General features: G+C 71.7%; 15 protein-coding genes and 1 tRNA gene. 7 read left to right on the top strand and 9 right to left on the bottom strand.

The genetic code is table 11. The annotated features are described in order from the left end of the window. Positions 1-55: 55 nt before the first annotated feature. The 4 genes from Q2K19_RS12595 to Q2K19_RS12580 form a co-directional block, all read right to left on the bottom strand. Positions 56-3637 (bottom strand): adenylate/guanylate cyclase domain-containing protein, encoded by a 3582-nt coding sequence (locus Q2K19_RS12595; RefSeq protein ID WP_302770847.1) that lies wholly within the window; start codon positions 3635-3637, stop codon positions 56-58. After that, the gene (locus tag Q2K19_RS12590) at positions 3634-4431 is read right to left on the bottom strand and encodes an MBL fold metallo-hydrolase (protein WP_302770846.1); all 798 of its coding nucleotides are present in this window, start codon (positions 4429-4431) and stop codon (positions 3634-3636) included. The genes Q2K19_RS12595 and Q2K19_RS12590 overlap by 4 nt, the downstream gene beginning before the upstream one ends. Before the next feature lie 128 nt (positions 4432-4559). Then, complete coding sequence (locus Q2K19_RS12585; protein ID WP_302770844.1) at positions 4560-5021, bottom strand: RidA family protein; 462 nt, start codon at positions 5019-5021, stop codon at positions 4560-4562. A gap of 5 nt (positions 5022-5026) precedes the next feature. After that, positions 5027-5182 (bottom strand): DUF4177 domain-containing protein, encoded by a 156-nt coding sequence (locus Q2K19_RS12580; protein ID WP_013736319.1) that lies wholly within the window; start codon positions 5180-5182, stop codon positions 5027-5029. A gap of 407 nt (positions 5183-5589) precedes the next feature. Between Q2K19_RS12580 and Q2K19_RS12575 the strand changes: the two genes are divergently transcribed. Genes Q2K19_RS12575 through Q2K19_RS12565 form a run of 3 tightly spaced genes read left to right on the top strand, consistent with a single transcriptional unit; the run spans position 5590 to position 8456 of the window. After that, positions 5590-6246 carry an Rv0361 family membrane protein gene (locus Q2K19_RS12575; protein WP_302770832.1) on the top strand — a complete coding sequence of 219 codons (657 nt, stop codon included), beginning with the start codon at positions 5590-5592 and terminating at the stop codon, positions 6244-6246. A gap of 26 nt (positions 6247-6272) precedes the next feature. Beyond that, positions 6273-7250, top strand: coding sequence for an ArsA-related P-loop ATPase (locus Q2K19_RS12570; protein WP_302770830.1), 978 nt, complete (start codon positions 6273-6275; stop codon positions 7248-7250). A gap of 54 nt (positions 7251-7304) precedes the next feature. Next, positions 7305-8456, top strand: coding sequence for an ArsA family ATPase (locus tag Q2K19_RS12565; protein WP_302770829.1), 1152 nt, complete (start codon positions 7305-7307; stop codon positions 8454-8456). Between the two features lie 35 nt (positions 8457-8491). Here the strand turns inward: Q2K19_RS12565 and Q2K19_RS12560 are convergent, their stop codons facing one another. Next, positions 8492-8812, bottom strand: a complete 321-nt coding sequence (locus Q2K19_RS12560; RefSeq protein ID WP_302770828.1) for a WhiB family transcriptional regulator — start codon at positions 8810-8812, stop codon at positions 8492-8494. 401 nt (positions 8813-9213) lie between these two features. Here Q2K19_RS12560 and Q2K19_RS12555 point away from each other — a divergent pair, with 401 nt between their 5' ends. After that, positions 9214-11634 (top strand): penicillin-binding protein, encoded by a 2421-nt coding sequence (locus tag Q2K19_RS12555; RefSeq protein WP_302770827.1) that lies wholly within the window; start codon positions 9214-9216, stop codon positions 11632-11634. A gap of 64 nt (positions 11635-11698) precedes the next feature. Here Q2K19_RS12555 and Q2K19_RS12550 read toward each other — a convergent pair whose 3' ends face one another. Next, positions 11699-12154, bottom strand: coding sequence for a GatB/YqeY domain-containing protein (locus tag Q2K19_RS12550; RefSeq protein WP_302770826.1), 456 nt, complete (start codon positions 12152-12154; stop codon positions 11699-11701). 25 nt (positions 12155-12179) lie between these two features. On the opposite strand from Q2K19_RS12550, the gene Q2K19_RS12545 reads away from it, so the two are divergent. Then, positions 12180-13073 carry a metallophosphoesterase gene (locus Q2K19_RS12545; RefSeq protein ID WP_302770824.1) on the top strand — a complete coding sequence of 298 codons (894 nt, stop codon included), beginning with the start codon at positions 12180-12182 and terminating at the stop codon, positions 13071-13073. Positions 13074-13140: 67 nt separating this feature from the next. Beyond that, positions 13141-13217 (top strand) — tRNA-Pro (locus Q2K19_RS12540). A gap of 56 nt (positions 13218-13273) precedes the next feature. On the opposite strand, the gene Q2K19_RS12535 is transcribed toward Q2K19_RS12540, so the two are convergent. Then, positions 13274-13747 (bottom strand): tyrosine-type recombinase/integrase, encoded by a 474-nt coding sequence (locus Q2K19_RS12535; RefSeq protein WP_302770823.1) that lies wholly within the window; start codon positions 13745-13747, stop codon positions 13274-13276. A gap of 926 nt (positions 13748-14673) precedes the next feature. Between Q2K19_RS12535 and Q2K19_RS12530 the strand changes: the two genes are divergently transcribed. Then, a complete protein-coding gene (locus Q2K19_RS12530) occupies positions 14674-15327 on the top strand; it encodes a DUF1707 domain-containing protein (RefSeq protein ID WP_302770820.1) in 654 nt (217 codons plus the stop codon). Between the two features lie 93 nt (positions 15328-15420). Here the strand turns inward: Q2K19_RS12530 and Q2K19_RS12525 are convergent, their stop codons facing one another. Both Q2K19_RS12525 and Q2K19_RS12520 read right to left on the bottom strand, forming a co-directional pair. Further along, positions 15421-15858, bottom strand: a complete 438-nt coding sequence (locus tag Q2K19_RS12525; protein WP_302770817.1) for a hypothetical protein — start codon at positions 15856-15858, stop codon at positions 15421-15423. Further along, a complete protein-coding gene (locus Q2K19_RS12520) occupies positions 15851-16777 on the bottom strand; it encodes a hypothetical protein (RefSeq protein ID WP_302770815.1) in 927 nt (308 codons plus the stop codon). Before Q2K19_RS12520 ends, Q2K19_RS12525 begins: the two co-directional genes overlap by 8 nt. Between the last annotated feature and the right edge of the window lie 383 nt (positions 16778-17160).

Here is a 17160-nt window from a genome sequence, read left to right as displayed (position 1 = left end):
ACATCCCCGGAACCGCCATACCTGTCGCGCTCCCATTGATGGCGGCGCGCGGGGGTCAGGACCCGGCGAGGCGGTCGCGCAGGGCCTCGGCGACGGCCCGCTCGCTGCGCTGCTCGGTGGCGTACGCCAGCCGGACCGCCTCCTCCGCGTTGGCCAGCGCCTCGCCGCGGCGGCCGCAGGCGTCCAGCGTCTCGGCCAGCACGCAGGCCGCGATGACCTGGCTGCGGACGTCCTCGGCCGGCGCGGCCACCGCCCGCTGCGCCCAGTCGAGCGCCTGCTCGCGCTGGCCGTGCGCGAGCAGCGCGGAAGCGTACCGGGCCATGGTCTGGCGGCGGGAGAAGAGCAGGGACGGGCTGTTGGCGGCGGCGGTGGCCACCGGGGCGAGCAGCCCCACCGCAGTCGCCGAATCGCCGGCGGCGAGCCGGGCCATGGCCAGCAGCACCCGGGGCGCCACCTGGGCGGGAGCCTGCGGATTGTGCGGCTCCACGGTGGTCAGCACCGACCGGGCTTCCCGCTCGGCCGTCTCGGCGTCGCCCATGTCCAGCGCCACGAAGCCGCGCATCGTCCCGGCCATCCCGGTGAGCAGCGGGTGCGAGGTGCGGTCGGCGTACGCGAGGGCGTCGGTGAGCAGGTCGGCGGCGTGCTCCGGCTCGCCCAACCCGCGCGCCACCACCCCGCGGACGACCAGCGCGAAGCCCTGCCCCCAGTCGTCGCCGACCTCGGCGAACTCCCGGTACGCCCGACGCGCCCCGCGGTCCGCCTCGGCCAGCTCGCCCAGCTCGGCGGTGGCGTACGCCTCGACCGCGCGGAGCGTGCCGACCGCCCACGCCTCGCCGACCCGCTCGCCGAACGGCAGGAACACCTGCGCCATCCGGCAGGCCTCCCGGAGCCGGCCGGCGAGCAACCGGGCGAACGCGGTGGTGCCCCGCAGCCAGGCCCGCCCGTACGGGTCCTTCAGCTCGGCGAAGAGCCGGGCCGCCCGCCCGAGCACCGCGTTGGTGCCGGCGAAGTCGCCCCGGGTGGTGGTCACCCAGGCCAGGTTCTGCAACGACCAGGCCTGCCCGCGCGGGTCCTTCGCGGAGAGGCTGACCTGGTAGGAGGCGGCGAGGCGGCTGCTCGCCTGACCCAACCGGCCGGCGATGAAGTCGGCCATGCCGAGCCGGCGCATGGCCGAGGCGCGCACGGTGGGCAGCTCGGCCGCCGTGGCCACCTGCAACGCCTCCTGCCAGCAGCGCTCCGCCCGGGCGGCGTCGCCGAGGGTCTGGTGGGCCTGCCCGGCGAGCAGCAGGGCGCTGGCCCGGATGGCGGCCCCGTCCCCGGCGTTGGCGGCGATCTTCTCGGCGAAGGCGAGCGCGTCGTGCGGGCGGCCGACCTGGAGCAGCGCCCGGGCGTGCACCACCCGGTCGGCCAGCGGCACGCCGTCGCGGGCCAGCTCGGCGGCGCGTTCGGCGTACTCGACGGCCAGGGCCGGCTCCCCGGAGCGCAGCGCGCGGCGGGCGGCCCGGCCGAGCGCGGCCACGCCCAGCGGGGCCACCGCGCGGGCCGGCGCGTCGGGGCGGAGCTTGACCGCGTCGGCGAGCGCCGCGGCCCGCTCGACGTGCTGGGCGACGAAGTCGTCCCGGGCGGCCTCGGTGAACCCGCCGGGCAGGGTGGCGGACAGGTCGGCGCTCTCCGGGGCGGCCCACCGGGCCAACGCGGCGTGCCGCTCGGCCAGCTCGGCCTTGCTCACCCCGGCGTACGCGGCCTCCCGCATCAGCGGGGTGGCGAACGCGTACCCGGTGCGGGTGCGGTGCAGCATGCGGCGTTGCAGCAGCTCCTCCACGGCCCGGTCCAGCTCCACCGCGACCACCGCCGCCGGCCGGCCGTCCCGCCCGGCACGCTGCTCGCGGAGCGCCTCCAGGGTGCCCGCGGGCACGGTGTCGCCGACCACGGCGGCGTCGCGCAGCACCGAGCGGGCGTCCGCCGGCAGCGCGTCGATCCGCGCCGCGAGCACGGCGGCCAGGTCCCGGGAGAGCAGCCGGCTGCCGAGCGAGCCGGGCGCCAGCCGCCAGCCGCCGGGCGCGTCCCGGTCCGGGCCCGCGGTGAGCGCGCCCCGCTCCATCAGCAGGGTGACCAGCTCGGCCAGGTAGAACGGGTTGCCCTGCGCGGTGGCGAGCAGCCGGTCCGCGTCGGCCGGCCCCAGCTTGCCGCCGCCCAGATAGCTGGTGAGCAGGCGGGACGCGTCGGCACCGCGCAGCGGGGGCAGCGCGTGCACCTCGGCGTCCGCGACCCGGGTCAGCGCGCCGGCGGTACGCACCAGCTCGGGCCGGCCGAGCAGCAGCACCAGCACCGGTCCACTGAGTCGGTTGAGGGTCAACGCGAGCGCCTTGATGGTCTCGGCCGTGGCGTCGTGCAGGTCGTCCACGACGATCATCAGCGGCGCCTCGACGGCGAGCGCGCTGAGCAGCCCGGCGACCGCGTTCGGCACCGCCTCGGCGTCCGGCGGCGGGGAGGCCGCGTTCCACTCGCCGTTCTCGGTGGCGGCGGGGAGTTCGGCGTACCCGAGCAGGGCCAGGAGCTGGTCGGCAGCGAGCGGGGGCAGGTCGCCGGGGAGGCGGCTGAGCCGCTGGCCCAGCCGGCGCAGCCGCTCCTCGACGGCCGGCCGGGTGAGCGCGGTGGCCGCGTCGTTGGGCAGGCCGACGGCGGCCCGGACCAGGTCGGCGAGGGGGGCGAGCCGGCGCCGCTCACCGAACGCGGCGCAGCGGACGGAGAGCACCCGGGCCCCGGTGTGCGCGGCGTACCGGCCGGCGCCGACGTCGTAGCCGGCGGCCAGGCGTTCCACCTCGGCGGCGAACCGGGACTTGCCGATCCCCGCCTCGGCGGTCATCAGCAGCACCCGGGGCTCGCCCCGGTCGATCACCTCGGCGAGCCGGCCGGCGACCCGGCCGACCTCGGTCTCCCGGCCCACGAAGGGCGCCTCGTCGCCCAGGCCGGACCGGGTGCCCGGCGCGTCCAGGAGGCCCAGCAGCTCGTACGCCTCGACCGGCTCCCGCTTGCCCTTGAGCCGCAGCGGGCGCAGCGCCCGCCAGGAGGCGACGTGCCGGGTGGCGGCGGAGGTGCGCGCGCCGGCGTAGACCGCGCCGACGGCGGCCGCGTCGGCGAGCCGGGCCGCGGTGTTCACCGTGTCGCCGATGACCGTGTACTCGATGGCGGCCTGGATGCCGGCGATCACGTCCCCGGTGTTCAGCCCGACCCGCAGGCCGAGCGGCGCGCCGCCGCCCCGCTCGTCGTCGAGCACCCGGCGGACGGCCCGCTGCATGGAGAGCGCGGCCCGGACGGCCCGCTCGGCGTCGTCCTCGTGCGCGACGGGCGCGCCGAAGACCGCCATGATCCCGTCGCCGGTGAGCTTGTCGACGTGCCCGCCGAAGGTCTTGACCGCGCCGGCGAGGGCGGCGAGCACCCGGTCCGTGACCGCGCCGACCCGTTCCGGGTCGAGGTCCTCCGACCAGGAGGTGAAGTCGGAGAGGTCGCCGAAGAGCACGGTGACCACCCGCCGTTCGGCGGCGGGCAGCGTGGCGGCGGCCGGCAGCGCCGCCCCGCAGTTGTGGCAGAACCGCGCGCCGGGTACCGCGACGGTTCCGCACACCGGGCAGGTCACGGCTGCTCCACCCCGAGGTATTCGAGCTGGGCGCGGACCGACCACTCGGCGGCCCACCAGAGCGACCGGTCGACGTCGGCGTAGACCCTGGCGACCACCTCGGGCGCGGTGGTCGCGCCCGCGACGACCGCGGCGCGGACCTGGTCGAGCCGGGCCCGCCGGTGGGCCAGGTAGAACTCGGCCGCCGCGGCGCAGTCGGCCAGCGCCGGGCCATGCCCGGGCAGCGCCGGGATGCCCGGGTACGTGCTGAGCAGCTCCAGGCTGGAGAGGTAGTTCCCGAGGTGCCCGTCCGGGTGGGCGACCACGGTGGTGCCCCGGCCCAGGATGGTGTCGCCGGTGAGGACGACCTGCTCGTCGCCGTGCCCGACCAGGAAGCAGACCGAGTCGGCGGTGTGCCCGGGGGTGGGGACGAGCCGGATGCGCAGGCCGGCGGAGTCCAGCGCGGCGTCCCCGGTCAGCGGCTCACCGCCGACGGTGTGCGCCGGGTCGAAGGCGCGGACGGGCGCGCCGCCGAGCAGCTCGCTCAGCCGCGGTGCCCCTTCGGTGTGGTCCGGGTGCCCGTGCGTGATCAGGACGAACCCGACCGGCGCGTGCGCCGCGATCGCGGCCAGGTGCGCGTCATCGGCCGGCCCCGGATCGACGACGACCGCGTGCTCCGCGCCGGGGGCGCGCAGCACCCAGGTGTTGGTGCCGTCGAGCGTCATCGGCCCCGGGTTCGGGGCGCGCAGCAGCGTCACCCAACCCGGCAGCTCGTCCGCGAGCGCACCTGCCGCCCCGGTCACATGCCCGCCCATGGCAGCGATCGTACGACCCCGCTCGCCAGTCCCCGCGATCTTGCAGTTTCGGCCCCTGATTCATGCCCGTTCGCGGCATTTTCCCGGGCAGAATCCGCAAGATCGCGGGGAGGAGCGTGAGTGGAGCGTCAGGCGACCTCGACGATGACCTCGACCTCGACCGGGGCGTCGAGCGGGAGCTCGGCGACGCCGACCGCGCTGCGGGCGTGCCGGCCGGCCTCACCGAAGACGGCGCCGAAGAGGTCGGAGGCGCCGTTGATCACGCCCGGCTGGCCGGTGAAGCCCGGCGCGCTGGCCACGAAGCCGGTCAGCTTCACGATCTTGACGACGTTCTCCAGGCCGACCAGCGAGTCGATCGCGGCGAGCGCGTTCAGGCCGCACCGCTGGGCCAGGTCCTTCGCCTGCTCGACGGAGACGCCGGCGCCCACCTTGCCGGTGGCGAGCAGCTTGCCCTCGACCATCGGCAGCTGACCGGAGACGTAGACGTGCTGCCCCGACTGCACGGCCGGCACGTAGCTGGCCACCGGCGGCACCACCTCGGGCAGGGTCAGGCCGAGCTCGGCGAGCTTCGCGTGTGGTCCGTTCGCCATGTCGGTCACGCCTTCGGACGCTTGAGGTAGGCGACGAGCTGCTCCGGGTTCGGGCCGGGAACCACGGAGACCAGTTCCCAGCCGTCCTCGCCCCAGTTGTCGAGGATCTGCTTGGTCGCGTGGACCAGCAGCGGGACCGTGGCGTATTCCCACTTCTGCATCGGGTAGAGGCTCCCTTGCCTGGCATGGACTTCGGTCAGGCACAGCCTACGGTCCGGCGGACCTACCCGGACGCGGGACGCTGCTCAGGTGTCCCGCGCGGATCAGCGCGCCCGGTTGGCGGTGGGACCGCTCGTTGAGCGGCAGCCGGCACCCGCGCCGACGGCCCAGCAACGGGACGCGCCGGCCCGATCACCTGCAGTCACAAATGCGGCGCACCTCAGGCCGGCGGCCGTCCGTTTCCCGTTCCACAGCGGCCGGCGCGGACGGCGACCGCAGACGCGGGGCTGGCAAGTCGCCCATCGACCGATACCCTTCCGGTCTGGACGGGCGAGCCACGCTCGTGCGCCACGCTCGATCATGCGTCCGTCGCCTGGGGCGGCGAGGGCGCCGCACCCCGGGGGAAGACATGACCCAACCGCCCATCGGCGGCCCCGCCGGCTCGCCCGGTGGCCCGTCGCCCGAGCAGCCGCCCGTCGGCGCCGCGCCGACCCCCGGGACCTTCCCGCCACCGGCCCCCGGGGCCTACCCGCCACCGGGCCCTGGGGCCTACCCGCCGCCGACCCCCGGGGCCTTCCCGCCACCGGGCCCCGGCTATCCGCCGTACCCGGACCCGGCCCCGAAGAAGCGGCGCGGGCTGCTGATCGCCTCGATCGTGCTGGCCGCGGTGGTGCTGCTCTGCGGCGGTGGCGGCACGGCCGCCTTCCTCACCCTGCGCAACGCCGAGAACGGGCAGGGGGCCAAGGAGCCGGCGGTCGCGGTGGACAACTTCCTCACCGCGGTCTACAAGGACCGGGACGCCCGGAAGGCGGCCACCTTCGTCTGCTCCGCGTCCCGGGACGACGAGAAGATCGCCGCCAAGGTCGCCGAGGTGCGGAACTACGCCACCAAGTACCAGAGCCCGCGGTTCCGGTGGACCACGCCGAAGGTGGACAACCAGACCGGCGAGCGGGCGACCGTCAGCACCAGGGTCACCATGACCACCTCCGACGAGAAGGTGGCCAACCAGGACCTGCGCTTCACGGTGGTGCGGAAGACGGGTTGGTGGGTCTGCGAGGTCGCCTGAGTCGGGCGGCTGGATAGGCTCGACGGGTGGCAGCAGCTGAGCATCCGGCCGAACCGGCCGGCACCGGGTGGCCGGCCCGCCTCCACGTGGTGACCGGCAAGGGCGGCACAGGCAAGACCAGCGTGGCCGCGGCGCTGGCCCTCGGGCTGGCCGCCGGCGGCCGGCGCACCCTGCTGGTCGAGGTGGAGGGGCGGCAGGGCATCGCCCAGCTCTTCGAGACCGACCCGCTGCCCTACGAGGAGCGGCACCTGACCGGCGCCCCGGGCGGCGGCGAGGTGCGGGCGCTGGCGGTGGACGCCGAGGAGGCGCTCCTCGAATACCTGGACATGTTCTACAAGCTCGGCGCGGCCGGCCGGGCGCTGCGCAAGTTCGGCGCCATCGACTTCGCCACCACCATCGCCCCGGGCCTGCGGGACGTGCTGCTCACCGGCAAGGTCAAGGAGGCCACCACCCGCACCACCGGCCAGCGCCGGACCTACGACGCGGTGGTGCTGGACGCGCCGCCGACCGGGCGGATCGGCCGCTTCCTCAACGTCACCGCCGAGACCGCCCGGCTGGCCAAGGTCGGCCCGATCAAGACCCAGAGCGAGGGGGTCGCGGCGCTGCTCCGCTCGCCGATGACCGCCGTGCACGTGGTGACGCTGCTGGAGGAGATGCCGGTCCAGGAGACGGTCGACGCGATCGACGAGCTGACCCAGTTGGGCTTCCCGGTGGGTCGGGTGATCGTCAACGGGACCCGGCCGCCGGTGCCGGCGGGTCGCGGGGTGACCGCGGCCGAGCTGAAGCGGGGGCTGGCCGCCGCGGGCCTGCCGACCGACGGCCGGACCGTGTCCGGGCTCGTCCAGGAGGCTCGGGACCAGCGGGTACGCCGGGAGCTGGAGGACTCGCTCCGGGACGAGCTGGCGGAGCTGGACCTGCCCCTGACCGAACTGCCGCTGCTCCCGGACGGGGTGGACCGGGCCGGGCTGGAGACGCTGGCCGCGGCGCTCGTCCGGGCGGATTGACTCACACCTGCGGCCGGCCCGGAGCAGAGACACCCTCCCGACCGATACGCTCGATTGGTGCCTTCCGAAGACGCGGCGCCACCGCTGGACGTCGACCAGATCCTCGCCGATCCCGGCGTGCGGATCGTGGTCTGCTGCGGGGCCGGCGGAGTGGGCAAGACGACCACCGCGGCGGCGCTGGCGCTGCGGGCGGCCGAGCGGCACGGTCGGCGCACGGTGGTGCTCACCATCGACCCGGCCCGCCGGCTGGCCCAGTCGCTCGGCCTGACCGAGCTGGGCAACAACCCGCGCCAGGTCAAGGGGATCGACGTCGAGGCCAGCGGCGGTGAGCTGCACGCCATGATGCTCGACATGAAGCGCACCTTCGACGACGTGGTGCTCCAGCACACCGATCCGGCGAAGGCGGCGGAGATCTTCGCCAACCCCTTCTACCAGGCCATGAGCTCCACCTTCGCCGGCACACAGGAATACATGGCGATGGAGAAGCTGGGCCAGTTGCACGCCCGGGGCGAGTGGGACCTGATCGTGGTGGACACCCCGCCGTCCCGCTCGGCGCTGGACTTCCTCGACGCCCCGGCCCGGCTCTCCCGCTTCCTCGACGGCCGGATGCTGCGGCTGCTGCTCGCCCCGGCGCGCAGCGGCGGCCGGAGCATGTTCAGCTTCGTGACGGCCAGCTTCGGGATTTTCTCGAAGGTGGTGCAGAAGGTGCTCGGCGCCCAACTGCTCACCGACCTCTCCGGCTTCGTCGCCGCGCTGGACTCGATGTTCGGCGGTTTCCGGCAGCGGGCGGAGCAGACGTACCGGATCCTGCAGGCCCGGGAGACGGCGTTCCTGCTGGTCGCGGCCCCGGAGGCGGACGCGGTACGGGAGGCCGCCTACTTCGCCGGCCGGCTGCGCGAGGAGCGGATGCCGCTGGCCGGCCTGGTGCTCAACCGGGTGCACCGCCCGGCGGTGCCTCAGCTGAGCGCCGCCGACAGCCTGGCCGCCGCCGAGCGGCTGGCCGGCGCGGGCGGGCACGCGGGCGCCGTCGAGGTGCTGCGCGCCCACGCCGCGCTGGCCCAGCAGGCGGTACGCGAGCAGCGGGTGGCGGCCCGGTTCACCGAGGCGTTCCCGACGGTGCCGGCGGTGTCGGTGACGGCGCAGCCCGCCGACGTGCACGACGTCGACGGGCTGCGGACGATCGGCGAGGCGATCAGCCGGCCGTGAGGCGCGGCGACCGGTCGGCCGGATGACCTGCTCGGTCAGTTGGCGGTGGTCACCAGGACCTTGTCCTTGCCGGCCTTGTCCTTGGCGTTCTTCCTCATGGCGGCCTCGAACATCTTTCGCCAACTGGTCACCTGCGGGTGACGGCGCAGCAACGCCCGGCGCTCGCGTTCGGTCATGCCACCCCACACCCCGAACTCGATCCGGTTGTCGAGCGCGTCGGCCAGGCACTCGTACCGCACTGGGCAGCTCCGGCAGATCCTCTTTGCCACGTTCTGTTCGGCGCCCTGTACGAACAACGCGTCCGGGTCCCCGTTCTGACATGCCGCCAGTGACGGCCAGTCAGTGATCATGCCCATCTGTACACGTCCCCCCTTGCCTTGCCTACCGACTTCGGGCGACCAGCCGTCGAATCAACCCCCCGGTCGTCCGACCGACCTCCCCAGGGCGGCGCGGACGACGTGTGGCTCTGTCGCGGTCACCATCATGCTGGGTAGTCACCCGATTACGCAACGTTGTCGGCGAAATCCATCATTACGGACACTCCCGGCTTCCCGGGCTTTCGCCCGCCGTCTACCCGGCCGAGCTTCCTGAAAACGCTGCGCGGCTCCCCCGTTCGGGGGAGACTTCTCGCGGGTTCACGCAACCTCGCACCAGGGTTCGTGCGTTTAGCACAACGAGGCCGGCGCGCGCAGGAAATGGGGAAACTTCCCCGCGCGCCCCTCGTTCCCTACTCGCGTACCCTGTCGAGGTGACCTGGATGCGGAAACGTGACCACAATGTGCTGACCAACGCCGCATCGCTACTCATCTGTGGCCTGTTGGCCGGCGTGGTGGTCGCGGCGGCGGCCTTCCCCGCGGTGGCGATGTCCGGACTGGCCGCCAAGGCGGGGGCGGAAACCTTCGGTGCGCTCCCCAAGGAGCTGACGGTGGCGCGCGCGCCGCAGATCAGTTACCTGCTCGCCTCGGACGGCAAGACGCCGCTCGCCACGATGTACGACGAGAACCGGCGCGACGTCAAGCTCAAGGACATCGCGCCGGTGATGCAGAAGGCCATCATCGCGGCCGAGGACCACGACTTCTACAAGCACAACGGCGTCGACCTCAACGGCGTGGCGCGGGCGTTCGTCAACAACCAGTCCGGGGCCTCCCGGCAGGGCGCGTCGACGCTGACCATGCAGTACGTCCGGCTGGCCATCTCCTACTCGGCCACCCACCCGGCCGACGTGGTCGCCGCGACCGAGGACACCAGCGCCCGCAAGCTGCGCGAGATGCGCTACGCGCTGCAGATCGACAAGGAGCTCTCCAAGGACGAGATCCTGGAGCGCTACCTGAACATCGCCGCCTTCGGCAACGGCGCGTACGGCATCTACGCCGCCAGCCAGGTCTACTTCGGCAAGGTGCCGAGCAAGCTCGACATCCAGGAGTCGGCCATGCTGGCCGGCATGGTGAAGGCGCCGACCGCGTTCGACCCCACCACCAAGACCGGCTACCCGGAGGCGGTCGGGCGGCGTGACTACGTCATCCAGAACATGGTGCAGATCGGCGCCATCACCCAGGAGCAGGCCGACCAGGCCAAGAAGATCACGCTCAAGGTCAAGAACAAGCGCACCCCGAACGGCTGCGTCGCCACCAACACCCGCACCTGGGGCTTCTTCTGCGACTACTTCTACCGCTGGTGGATGCAGCAGGAGACGTTCGGGTCGACCTCGTACGACCGGGAGCGCCGGCTGAAGAGCGGCGGCTACACCATCACCACCAGCCTCGACACCCAGGCGCAGAAGGCCGCCGACAAGGCGGTCCGCAACCACCTGAGCGAGGACAACAAGGCCGCCCGGATGGTCGCGGTGATCGAGCCGGGCAGCGGCCGGGTCCGGGCCATCGCGGTCAACCGGAACTTCAAGCTCGACGACCCGAACCACCCGCAGAACAAGATCTCCAGCGACCCGAAGAAGGCCGGCAAGGACATCCGGGGCAACCGCCCGAACACGGTCAATCCGCTGATCACCGGCGGCGGTGGCATCACCGGCTACCAGGCCGGCTCGACCTTCAAGATGTTCACCCTGGTGGCGGCCCTGGAGAAGGGCTACCCGCTCGACTACACCATCAACGCGCAGCCGCAGTTCAAGTCCGAGTACATCATCGACTCGGGCAACCCGGCCGCCTGCGCGGGCACGCACTTCTACTGCCCGCAGAACGCCTCGAAGTCGATGGCCGGCGTGCACAACATGTGGAGCGCGTTCGGCTTCTCGGTCAACACCTTCTTCGTCGCGCTCCAGCAGCGGGTCGGCGCCGAGAACGTGGTGAAGGCCGCCGAGAAGCTCGGCATCACCTTCCGGGCGCCCAACGACGCCAAGTTCGCCGCGAACAAGGACGCCGCGCACCAGTGGGGCGCGTTCACCCTGGGCGTCTCGCAGACCACCCCGCTGGAGCTGGCCAACGCCTACGCGACCCTGGCCGCCGACGGCAAGTACTGCGAGCCGATCCCGGTGCAGGAGATCCGCGGCCCGGACGGCGACAAGCTGGACATCGCCAACCCGCACTGCGAGCAGCGGATCAGCACCCAGGTGGCCCGGGCCGCCGTGGATGCCGCCCGCTGCCCGGTCGGTGACCGGTCGTCGACCTCCAAGTGCAAGACCGCCACGGCGGGCAACGTGCACCGGATCGTCAACGCCCCGGTCGCCGGCAAGTCCGGCACCACCGACTCGGACAAGACCTCCGCGCTGGTCGCCATGACCAAGCAGTACGCGGTGGCCGGCATCGAGGCTGACCCGGACTGGCCGCAGACCAACCAGAAGATGGGCCACGACGTCCCGACCGGCATCAACCCGGCGGTGTACGAGACGCTGCGGGACGCCATGAAGGGCAAGGAGCGGATCGACTTCACTCCGCCCAGCGGCAAGATCATCGCAGGTGACCAGCGCTCCATCCCCGGGGTGAAGTGCGAGTCGGTCGAGACCGCCAAGTCGCGGCTGCGCGGCGCCGGCTTCGAGCCGGTGGTGTCCAGCAGCAAGGTCCCGTCCGAGTGCCCGGCGGGCACCGCCGCCGGCACCAGCCCGGACGGGCGCACCATCAAGGGCGGCGTGGTGATGATCGAGGTCAGCGCCGGCGGCGGCAAGCCGGACGGCGGCGCCACACCTCCACCGAACGGCAACGGCCCGGGCCGGCCACCACGCCGCTGACCCGAGGAACGACGGCGGGCGGGCACCCCAGGTGGGTGCCCGCCCGCTTCGTCGTCCGGCCCGGTCAGAGGCCGAGCTGCCGGCGTACCTCGGCGGCGACCCGACCACCCTCGGCCCGGCCGGCCACCGCGGCCTGGGCCGCCTTCATGGCCGGGCCCATCTGCGCCTTGCCGGTGAAGCCGCCCGCGGCGAGCGCCTCCGCGACCAGGTCGGTCAGCTCGGCGTCGGAGAGCTGCTTGGGCAGGTACCGCTCCAGCACCTCGCCCTCGGCGGTCTCCTTGCCCGCCTGCTCGCTGCGACCCGCGTCGGCGAAGGCGGTCGCGGCCTCGCGCCGCTTCTTCGCCTCCTTGGTCAGCACCGCGAGCACCTCGTCGTCGCTGAGCTCGCGCTTCTGCTTCCCGGCGACCTCGGCGTTGCCGACGGCCGCGAGGGCCATCCGCAGCGTGGAGGTGGTCAGCTCGTCGCGCGCCTTCAGGGCGGCGCGCATGTCGGTGGTGAGACGGTCCTTCAGCGTGCTCATGGACGGTCAAACTACCCTGAACGCCATGCGAAAGCGCACACTATTCCGGCTCGCCGCCGGGACCGTCGCCGCCGGTGCCGCCACCCTGGCGTACGCGTCGCTCGTCGAGCGCAACATGTTCACCCTGCGCCGGTACGACGTGCCGGTGCTCCCCACGGACGCCGAGCCGCTGCGCGTGCTGCACCTGTCGGACCTGCACATGACGCCGAACCAGCGGCGCAAGCAGGACTGGGTGGCCTCGCTGGCCGCGCTCGACCCGGACCTGGTGGTGGTCACCGGGGACAACATGGCTGACCCGGACGCCGTCCCGGGCGTGCTGCGGGCCCTGCAACCGCTGCTCGACCTGCCCGGCGCCTTCGTCTTCGGCTCCAACGACTACACCGGCCCGGTCTGGAAGAACCCGTTCACCTACTTCCTGCCCGACCGGGAGTACACCGAGGGCGTCCCGCTGCCGTACGACGAACTGTGCGATGTCTTCACCGGCGCGGGCTGGGCGGACCTCAACAACGCGCGGACCACGCTCAAGGCCGGGGGCCGCGAGATCGAGCTGGCCGGCGTGGACGACCCGCACATCGAGCGGGACGACTACGACGCGGTGGCCGGTCCGGTGAGCAGCGGGACCGCCCTCTCCATCGCCCTGGCCCACTCGCCGGAGCCCGCGGTGCTGGACCGGATGGCGGCGGACGGCTTCGGGCTGCTGCTCGCCGGCCACACCCACGGCGGACAGGTCTGCCTGCCCGGCTACGGCGCCCTGGTGACCAACTGCGGGCTGCCCCGCTCGATGGCCCGCGGGCTGCACCGCTGGCCCGGCTCGGACTCCTGGCTGCACGTCTCCGCCGGCCTCGGTACGCACCCCACCGCCCCGGTCCGCTTCGCCTGCCCGCCGGAGGCGAGCGTGCTGACCCTGATCCCCCGCTGACCGCCCGGCCCCGGGGGTACCGAGTTTGACCATCGGAGCGGGTGGGCTACTATTTGTCGGCACGCCTCGGGGTGTGGCGCAGCTTGGTAGCGCGCTTCGTTCGGGACGAAGAGGTCGTCGGTTCGAATCCGGCCACCCCGACCAGAGGTAACAGCAGGTCAAGGCCCCTCCACGGAGGGGCCTTGATTCATTTCTGGGAATCACCGCTCCTCCTGAGGCAGCGAGAAGGCAGCAAACGAGGCGAGCACCCTGCGATCCCGATCACGGGTCGAGTGCGTGTAGCGGTTCAAGGTCGTGGACGTCTGCTCGTGCCCCATGACCTTCGCCACATCGTTGATCGGCACGCCGTCGGACACGAGCCAGGTCGCGTACGAGTGTCGAAGATCGTGGAACCGAAGCCCGAGCGGCAGTCCCGCCCGTTGCAGCGACGGCTTCCAGATCCGCGCCCGAAACGTGCCCCGCTTGAGCGGTTCGCCGGTCCGAGCGACGAAGATCAGCCCTTCGGTGCCAGTCTCGAAGGACTGGCGGTGGTCGGTCAGCGCCTGGACGACGAAAGGCGGCAGCGGCACGGTACGCCGGCCAGCTCGTGACTTCGGATACGGCTTGAGCGTGATGTGCCCGGACACCTCCTCAGCGACCCGGACTACCCGGAGGACGCCCGCGGCCAGGTCCACGGCATCCCAGCGGAGCCCAACGCACTCGCCCCTCGGAAGGGCACCCGTTCTGCCTGGTCCGCCACTCCACGAAACAGAGCCCGGCCAGCTAGTGAGCCTGCCGGCGTTTGGACTCCTGCCGGATTGCCTCCGTCAGATCGCGCCAAGTGCCGGCCGAGGTCTTCATCATCCGGTCGACCATTGCCCGGGCGGATGCTTGTCGGGGAAGTCGTACGAGACCTCTTGCCCTCCGTCACCACCGAGGCGGCCACGGACTCGCCAGTGTCGGCCATCGGAGACCAGCCAGATGTCGCGCCGGGCCATCCGGCCCCAGCTCCCGTTCCACCAGCGCCCGCGTATCTCCACCGGCATGACTCTAATCGAACACGCGTTCGACCGGCCGCCTGTCGGCTGCTGGCCGAAGCCGGTTGATCACCTGCTTACCTTCCTGACGGCGATGGTCGCTATCCTTCGGCGATGCTGACACAGCGCCTGGCGGTGAATCGGTGACGACCTACCGACGTCGCGGGCATTGGCGAACAAGTCCGGGCGGCACCCGGCACTGGGTGACCAACCACAACGTGACCCGCTCGTCTGCCAAGTCCTCCGCATCGCTTCGTCGGAGCTACCCGAGATCTGCCAGGTCCTCCGCGTCGCTTCAACGGAGCTACTCGAGATCACCTTCAACGGCGTCCAGCAGTGCAGTGGGTTGGATCAGCCCGAATGCGCGCTGCCCCATCTGTGGCGCGGCGGTCTACTTCTACGCCAATGAGCACGGCAGCCGCGTCTTCTTCGATGACCTGGGACCGCCGTGGCCCAAGCATCCGTGCACTGACAACCCCACGTGGCAGGTGACAACGGTCGGTGGTCGCCAGGCGCCCAGCGTCCGTGACTTCAGCATCGCACAGCGCCCGAGTGATATGCGCGACCGTCGATGGAAGACGCACGTGGTCGAGGACGTCACGTTCGAGGGCGGCCAGTCGCGCATCACTTTTGAGCCGCTCGGTGGGTCTGGGCGAAGGCCCACTTGGACCGTGTCGAGGCCGTTGCCCCTGCGGAAGGGCGACCTCGTGTTCGTGAGGGCACAACAGATGTCCTATTTCGACACCGACGCGTGCGAACCCGCGGTCGTCGAGGATGCCAGGCGCGCCGCTCAGATCGCTCAAAGGTTGATCACCGAACGGGACAGGCAGCACGTCCTGGCGACGCTCCCTGCCCGAGTCGCCGCAGGCGAGATGACGCTCGACGAGACGGCGGACGTGAGGGTCGCCATCCAGGCCGCCCGAACTCGCGGCGAGCTCGCCGACGCACTCAAGATCAGAGTCACGGACCTGAAGGTTGCGCCGCCTCGCCCCGGCGACCTGTGGCTCCTCGCGATCGCGTTCGTGCTCATGGTCGGAGCGACCAGCGCCGCCGAAGGCGGACGCTCCTTCCTGATGATGCTTCCCGGATTGCTGCTCATGGCGACGGCTGTCTACCGTCTCAACCCAGATCTGGAGCGTGGGGCTAGGGTCCTCCTTGCCGTGTTTACATCCCTCGTGGCGATCTGTCCCGCCGGCGTGCTCGGCGGTGCGATCCAGGTCGAGATCCTCCATCACTGACGGCGGCCACGAACGATTGAGCCTTACGCGGCTGCGGTGGCGGTGCACTCCATGCCGACGAGCGGGCGTTGGAGTGCGGGCGAGCCCATCGCGCTACAACTCGAACACGGTGTTGGGATCGTCCATGGCGCGCCTCAGATCGCTGAGGTTGCCGATGTCGGCGAGCGGTGACGTGCGTGCCACTTCGACGATTCCGCCGACAACGCTCTGGATCGCTGCGACATCGCCGGATTCCAAGGCCCGGTCAAGGCTGGCGAACAGTCGATTGTGATTCTCGCGCCGCTCTTCGAAGATGCGGTCGAAGTAGTCCCGGAGAGCCGCCTCAGATGCCCTGATCCGCGCGATCTCAGTCTCCCGGTACGCCCGGAGCTTCTCGCGTTTCGTGCTCTCCGTTTCGTGGACCTGGATCGAATCGCGGACAACACCCACGATCAGGTTGAGTGCGTTGAACGCCTCTGCCGCACCGACCCGTAGATCGGCTCTCTTCCCAGGTATGGGGGTGCCTTCGAGCACGTCCTCCTGATTAGGCATCCGCTGTCTCCTTGCGCGCGTCGCGGTACTTGAAGATGAGTTTCTCGGTGTTCGGGTCGAGGTTGCTGTCCTCGTCAGCAATGGGTGCGGCGGCTACCTCTTGCACCGACTTGACCAGGATCAGAGCCGTCTGGAGGCGCTCACCGTGAACGGCCATGTCGAGACGTTCGGGTCCGAGCTGGTCGAGGGCCCTCGTTGCCTTTGCCGCCAGCCGAGTTAGGACGTCGTGTTTCTCCTGCCCTCGTTTCCTCACCCCACGGAACAGTTCGTCGCGAGCGTCGAGTTCCGCGATGGCGATGCCGACTGCTGTCCGGTACTCGTCGGCCTCCGTTCGTGCCTTGGTCCCTTGCATCATCGTTGTGAGGCCCGCGACGAAGAGGACCGGCCCTGCGACTGCGACTTTCTGGACCGTAGCTCCGAGCGCCATTCCGCCGCCGCCCGACGCGAGACTTCCGCCGCCGAGGTACGCAAGCCTTGCACGCTCCGCCGCTATTCCGCGGAGTGCCGAGAGCCGTGTCCCCGTGCTGGCGCTTCCGAACTGTTTCACGCCATCATGGAGGGCCGCCCACGTCGCGCTGCCGGCTAGAGCTGAGCGGATGACGCCTTGGGCCCAACCCTCGACATCCATGTCAAGCTTTGCCAACGCTCCGACCTGGAGGGCGGTGGAGAAGTCGACTCCGTCGAGGATGAGGTGTTCCCGCACCAGCACCTGCTTGCCATTGCGTTCGAGGAAGTCTCGCATCCGCAAGACGACGTCGCGATGTACTCGTTCCTGCATCCGACCGAACGACTGCAGCTCCGCGTTCGTCCGGCCGTGTTCCGCGAGGTGAGCGTTGTGGCGATCCTCATAGCTTGCCCTGTGATGCCGTTTCTGCCTTTCTGCCCGTTTGATCCGAACACCGCCGACGGTGCCTGCCACCAATCCGCCTCCACCGGCGACAGCGCTGCTGGCCGTGATGAGGAGCGGAACGCGCGGCAAGACCATCGTCGGTACCTCCATAGGGGCCTGTAAGACGATGCGCAAGTCTCGCGTTCGTCTCGCCCGCGGATGGTATCGCCCCGTGTCGCTCGAAAGGCACTCGAAAGGCCGATGCGTGAAGCGTTTCGCCGGGGTGTAACACCCTACCGACGGCTTACAACTTCTGTACGCGGTAGCGCCACCGCGTGAACGCCTGAGCTGACCTCTCACGCCGAAGCGCTGACAAGCGGTACCAGAAACGCCCGCAACTGCCGCCGACAGTGCACGCTCGTGAGCGGCCGACGAGCGCCGCGGTGCAGCGCGGACCGAGTGCGCCGGCCTGC

It is taken from the genome of Micromonospora sp. NBRC 110009, assembly GCF_030518795.1.
Taxonomy (GTDB): Bacteria; Actinomycetota; Actinomycetes; order Mycobacteriales; family Micromonosporaceae; genus Micromonospora.
The sequence above is the reverse complement of the archived record's forward strand: the minus strand, read 5'-3'. Positions and strand labels throughout refer to the sequence as shown.

Coding starts and splice junctions, on each gene's coding strand:
- Q2K19_RS12545 (WP_302770824.1), top strand. CDS start 12,180: ATGCGAAAGCGCACACTATTCCGGCTCGCCGCCGGGACCGTCGCCGCC.
- Q2K19_RS12560 (WP_302770828.1), bottom strand. CDS start 8,812: ATGGGCATGATCACTGACTGGCCGTCACTGGCGGCATGTCAGAACGGG.
- Q2K19_RS12550 (WP_302770826.1), bottom strand. CDS start 12,154: ATGAGCACGCTGAAGGACCGTCTCACCACCGACATGCGCGCCGCCCTG.
- Q2K19_RS12525 (WP_302770817.1), bottom strand. CDS start 15,858: ATGCCTAATCAGGAGGACGTGCTCGAAGGCACCCCCATACCTGGGAAG.
- Q2K19_RS12580 (WP_013736319.1), bottom strand. CDS start 5,182: ATGCAGAAGTGGGAATACGCCACGGTCCCGCTGCTGGTCCACGCGACC.
- Q2K19_RS12575 (WP_302770832.1), top strand. CDS start 5,590: ATGACCCAACCGCCCATCGGCGGCCCCGCCGGCTCGCCCGGTGGCCCG.
- Q2K19_RS12585 (WP_302770844.1), bottom strand. CDS start 5,021: ATGGCGAACGGACCACACGCGAAGCTCGCCGAGCTCGGCCTGACCCTG.
- Q2K19_RS12590 (WP_302770846.1), bottom strand. CDS start 4,431: ATGGGCGGGCATGTGACCGGGGCGGCAGGTGCGCTCGCGGACGAGCTG.
- Q2K19_RS12555 (WP_302770827.1), top strand. CDS start 9,214: ATGCGGAAACGTGACCACAATGTGCTGACCAACGCCGCATCGCTACTC.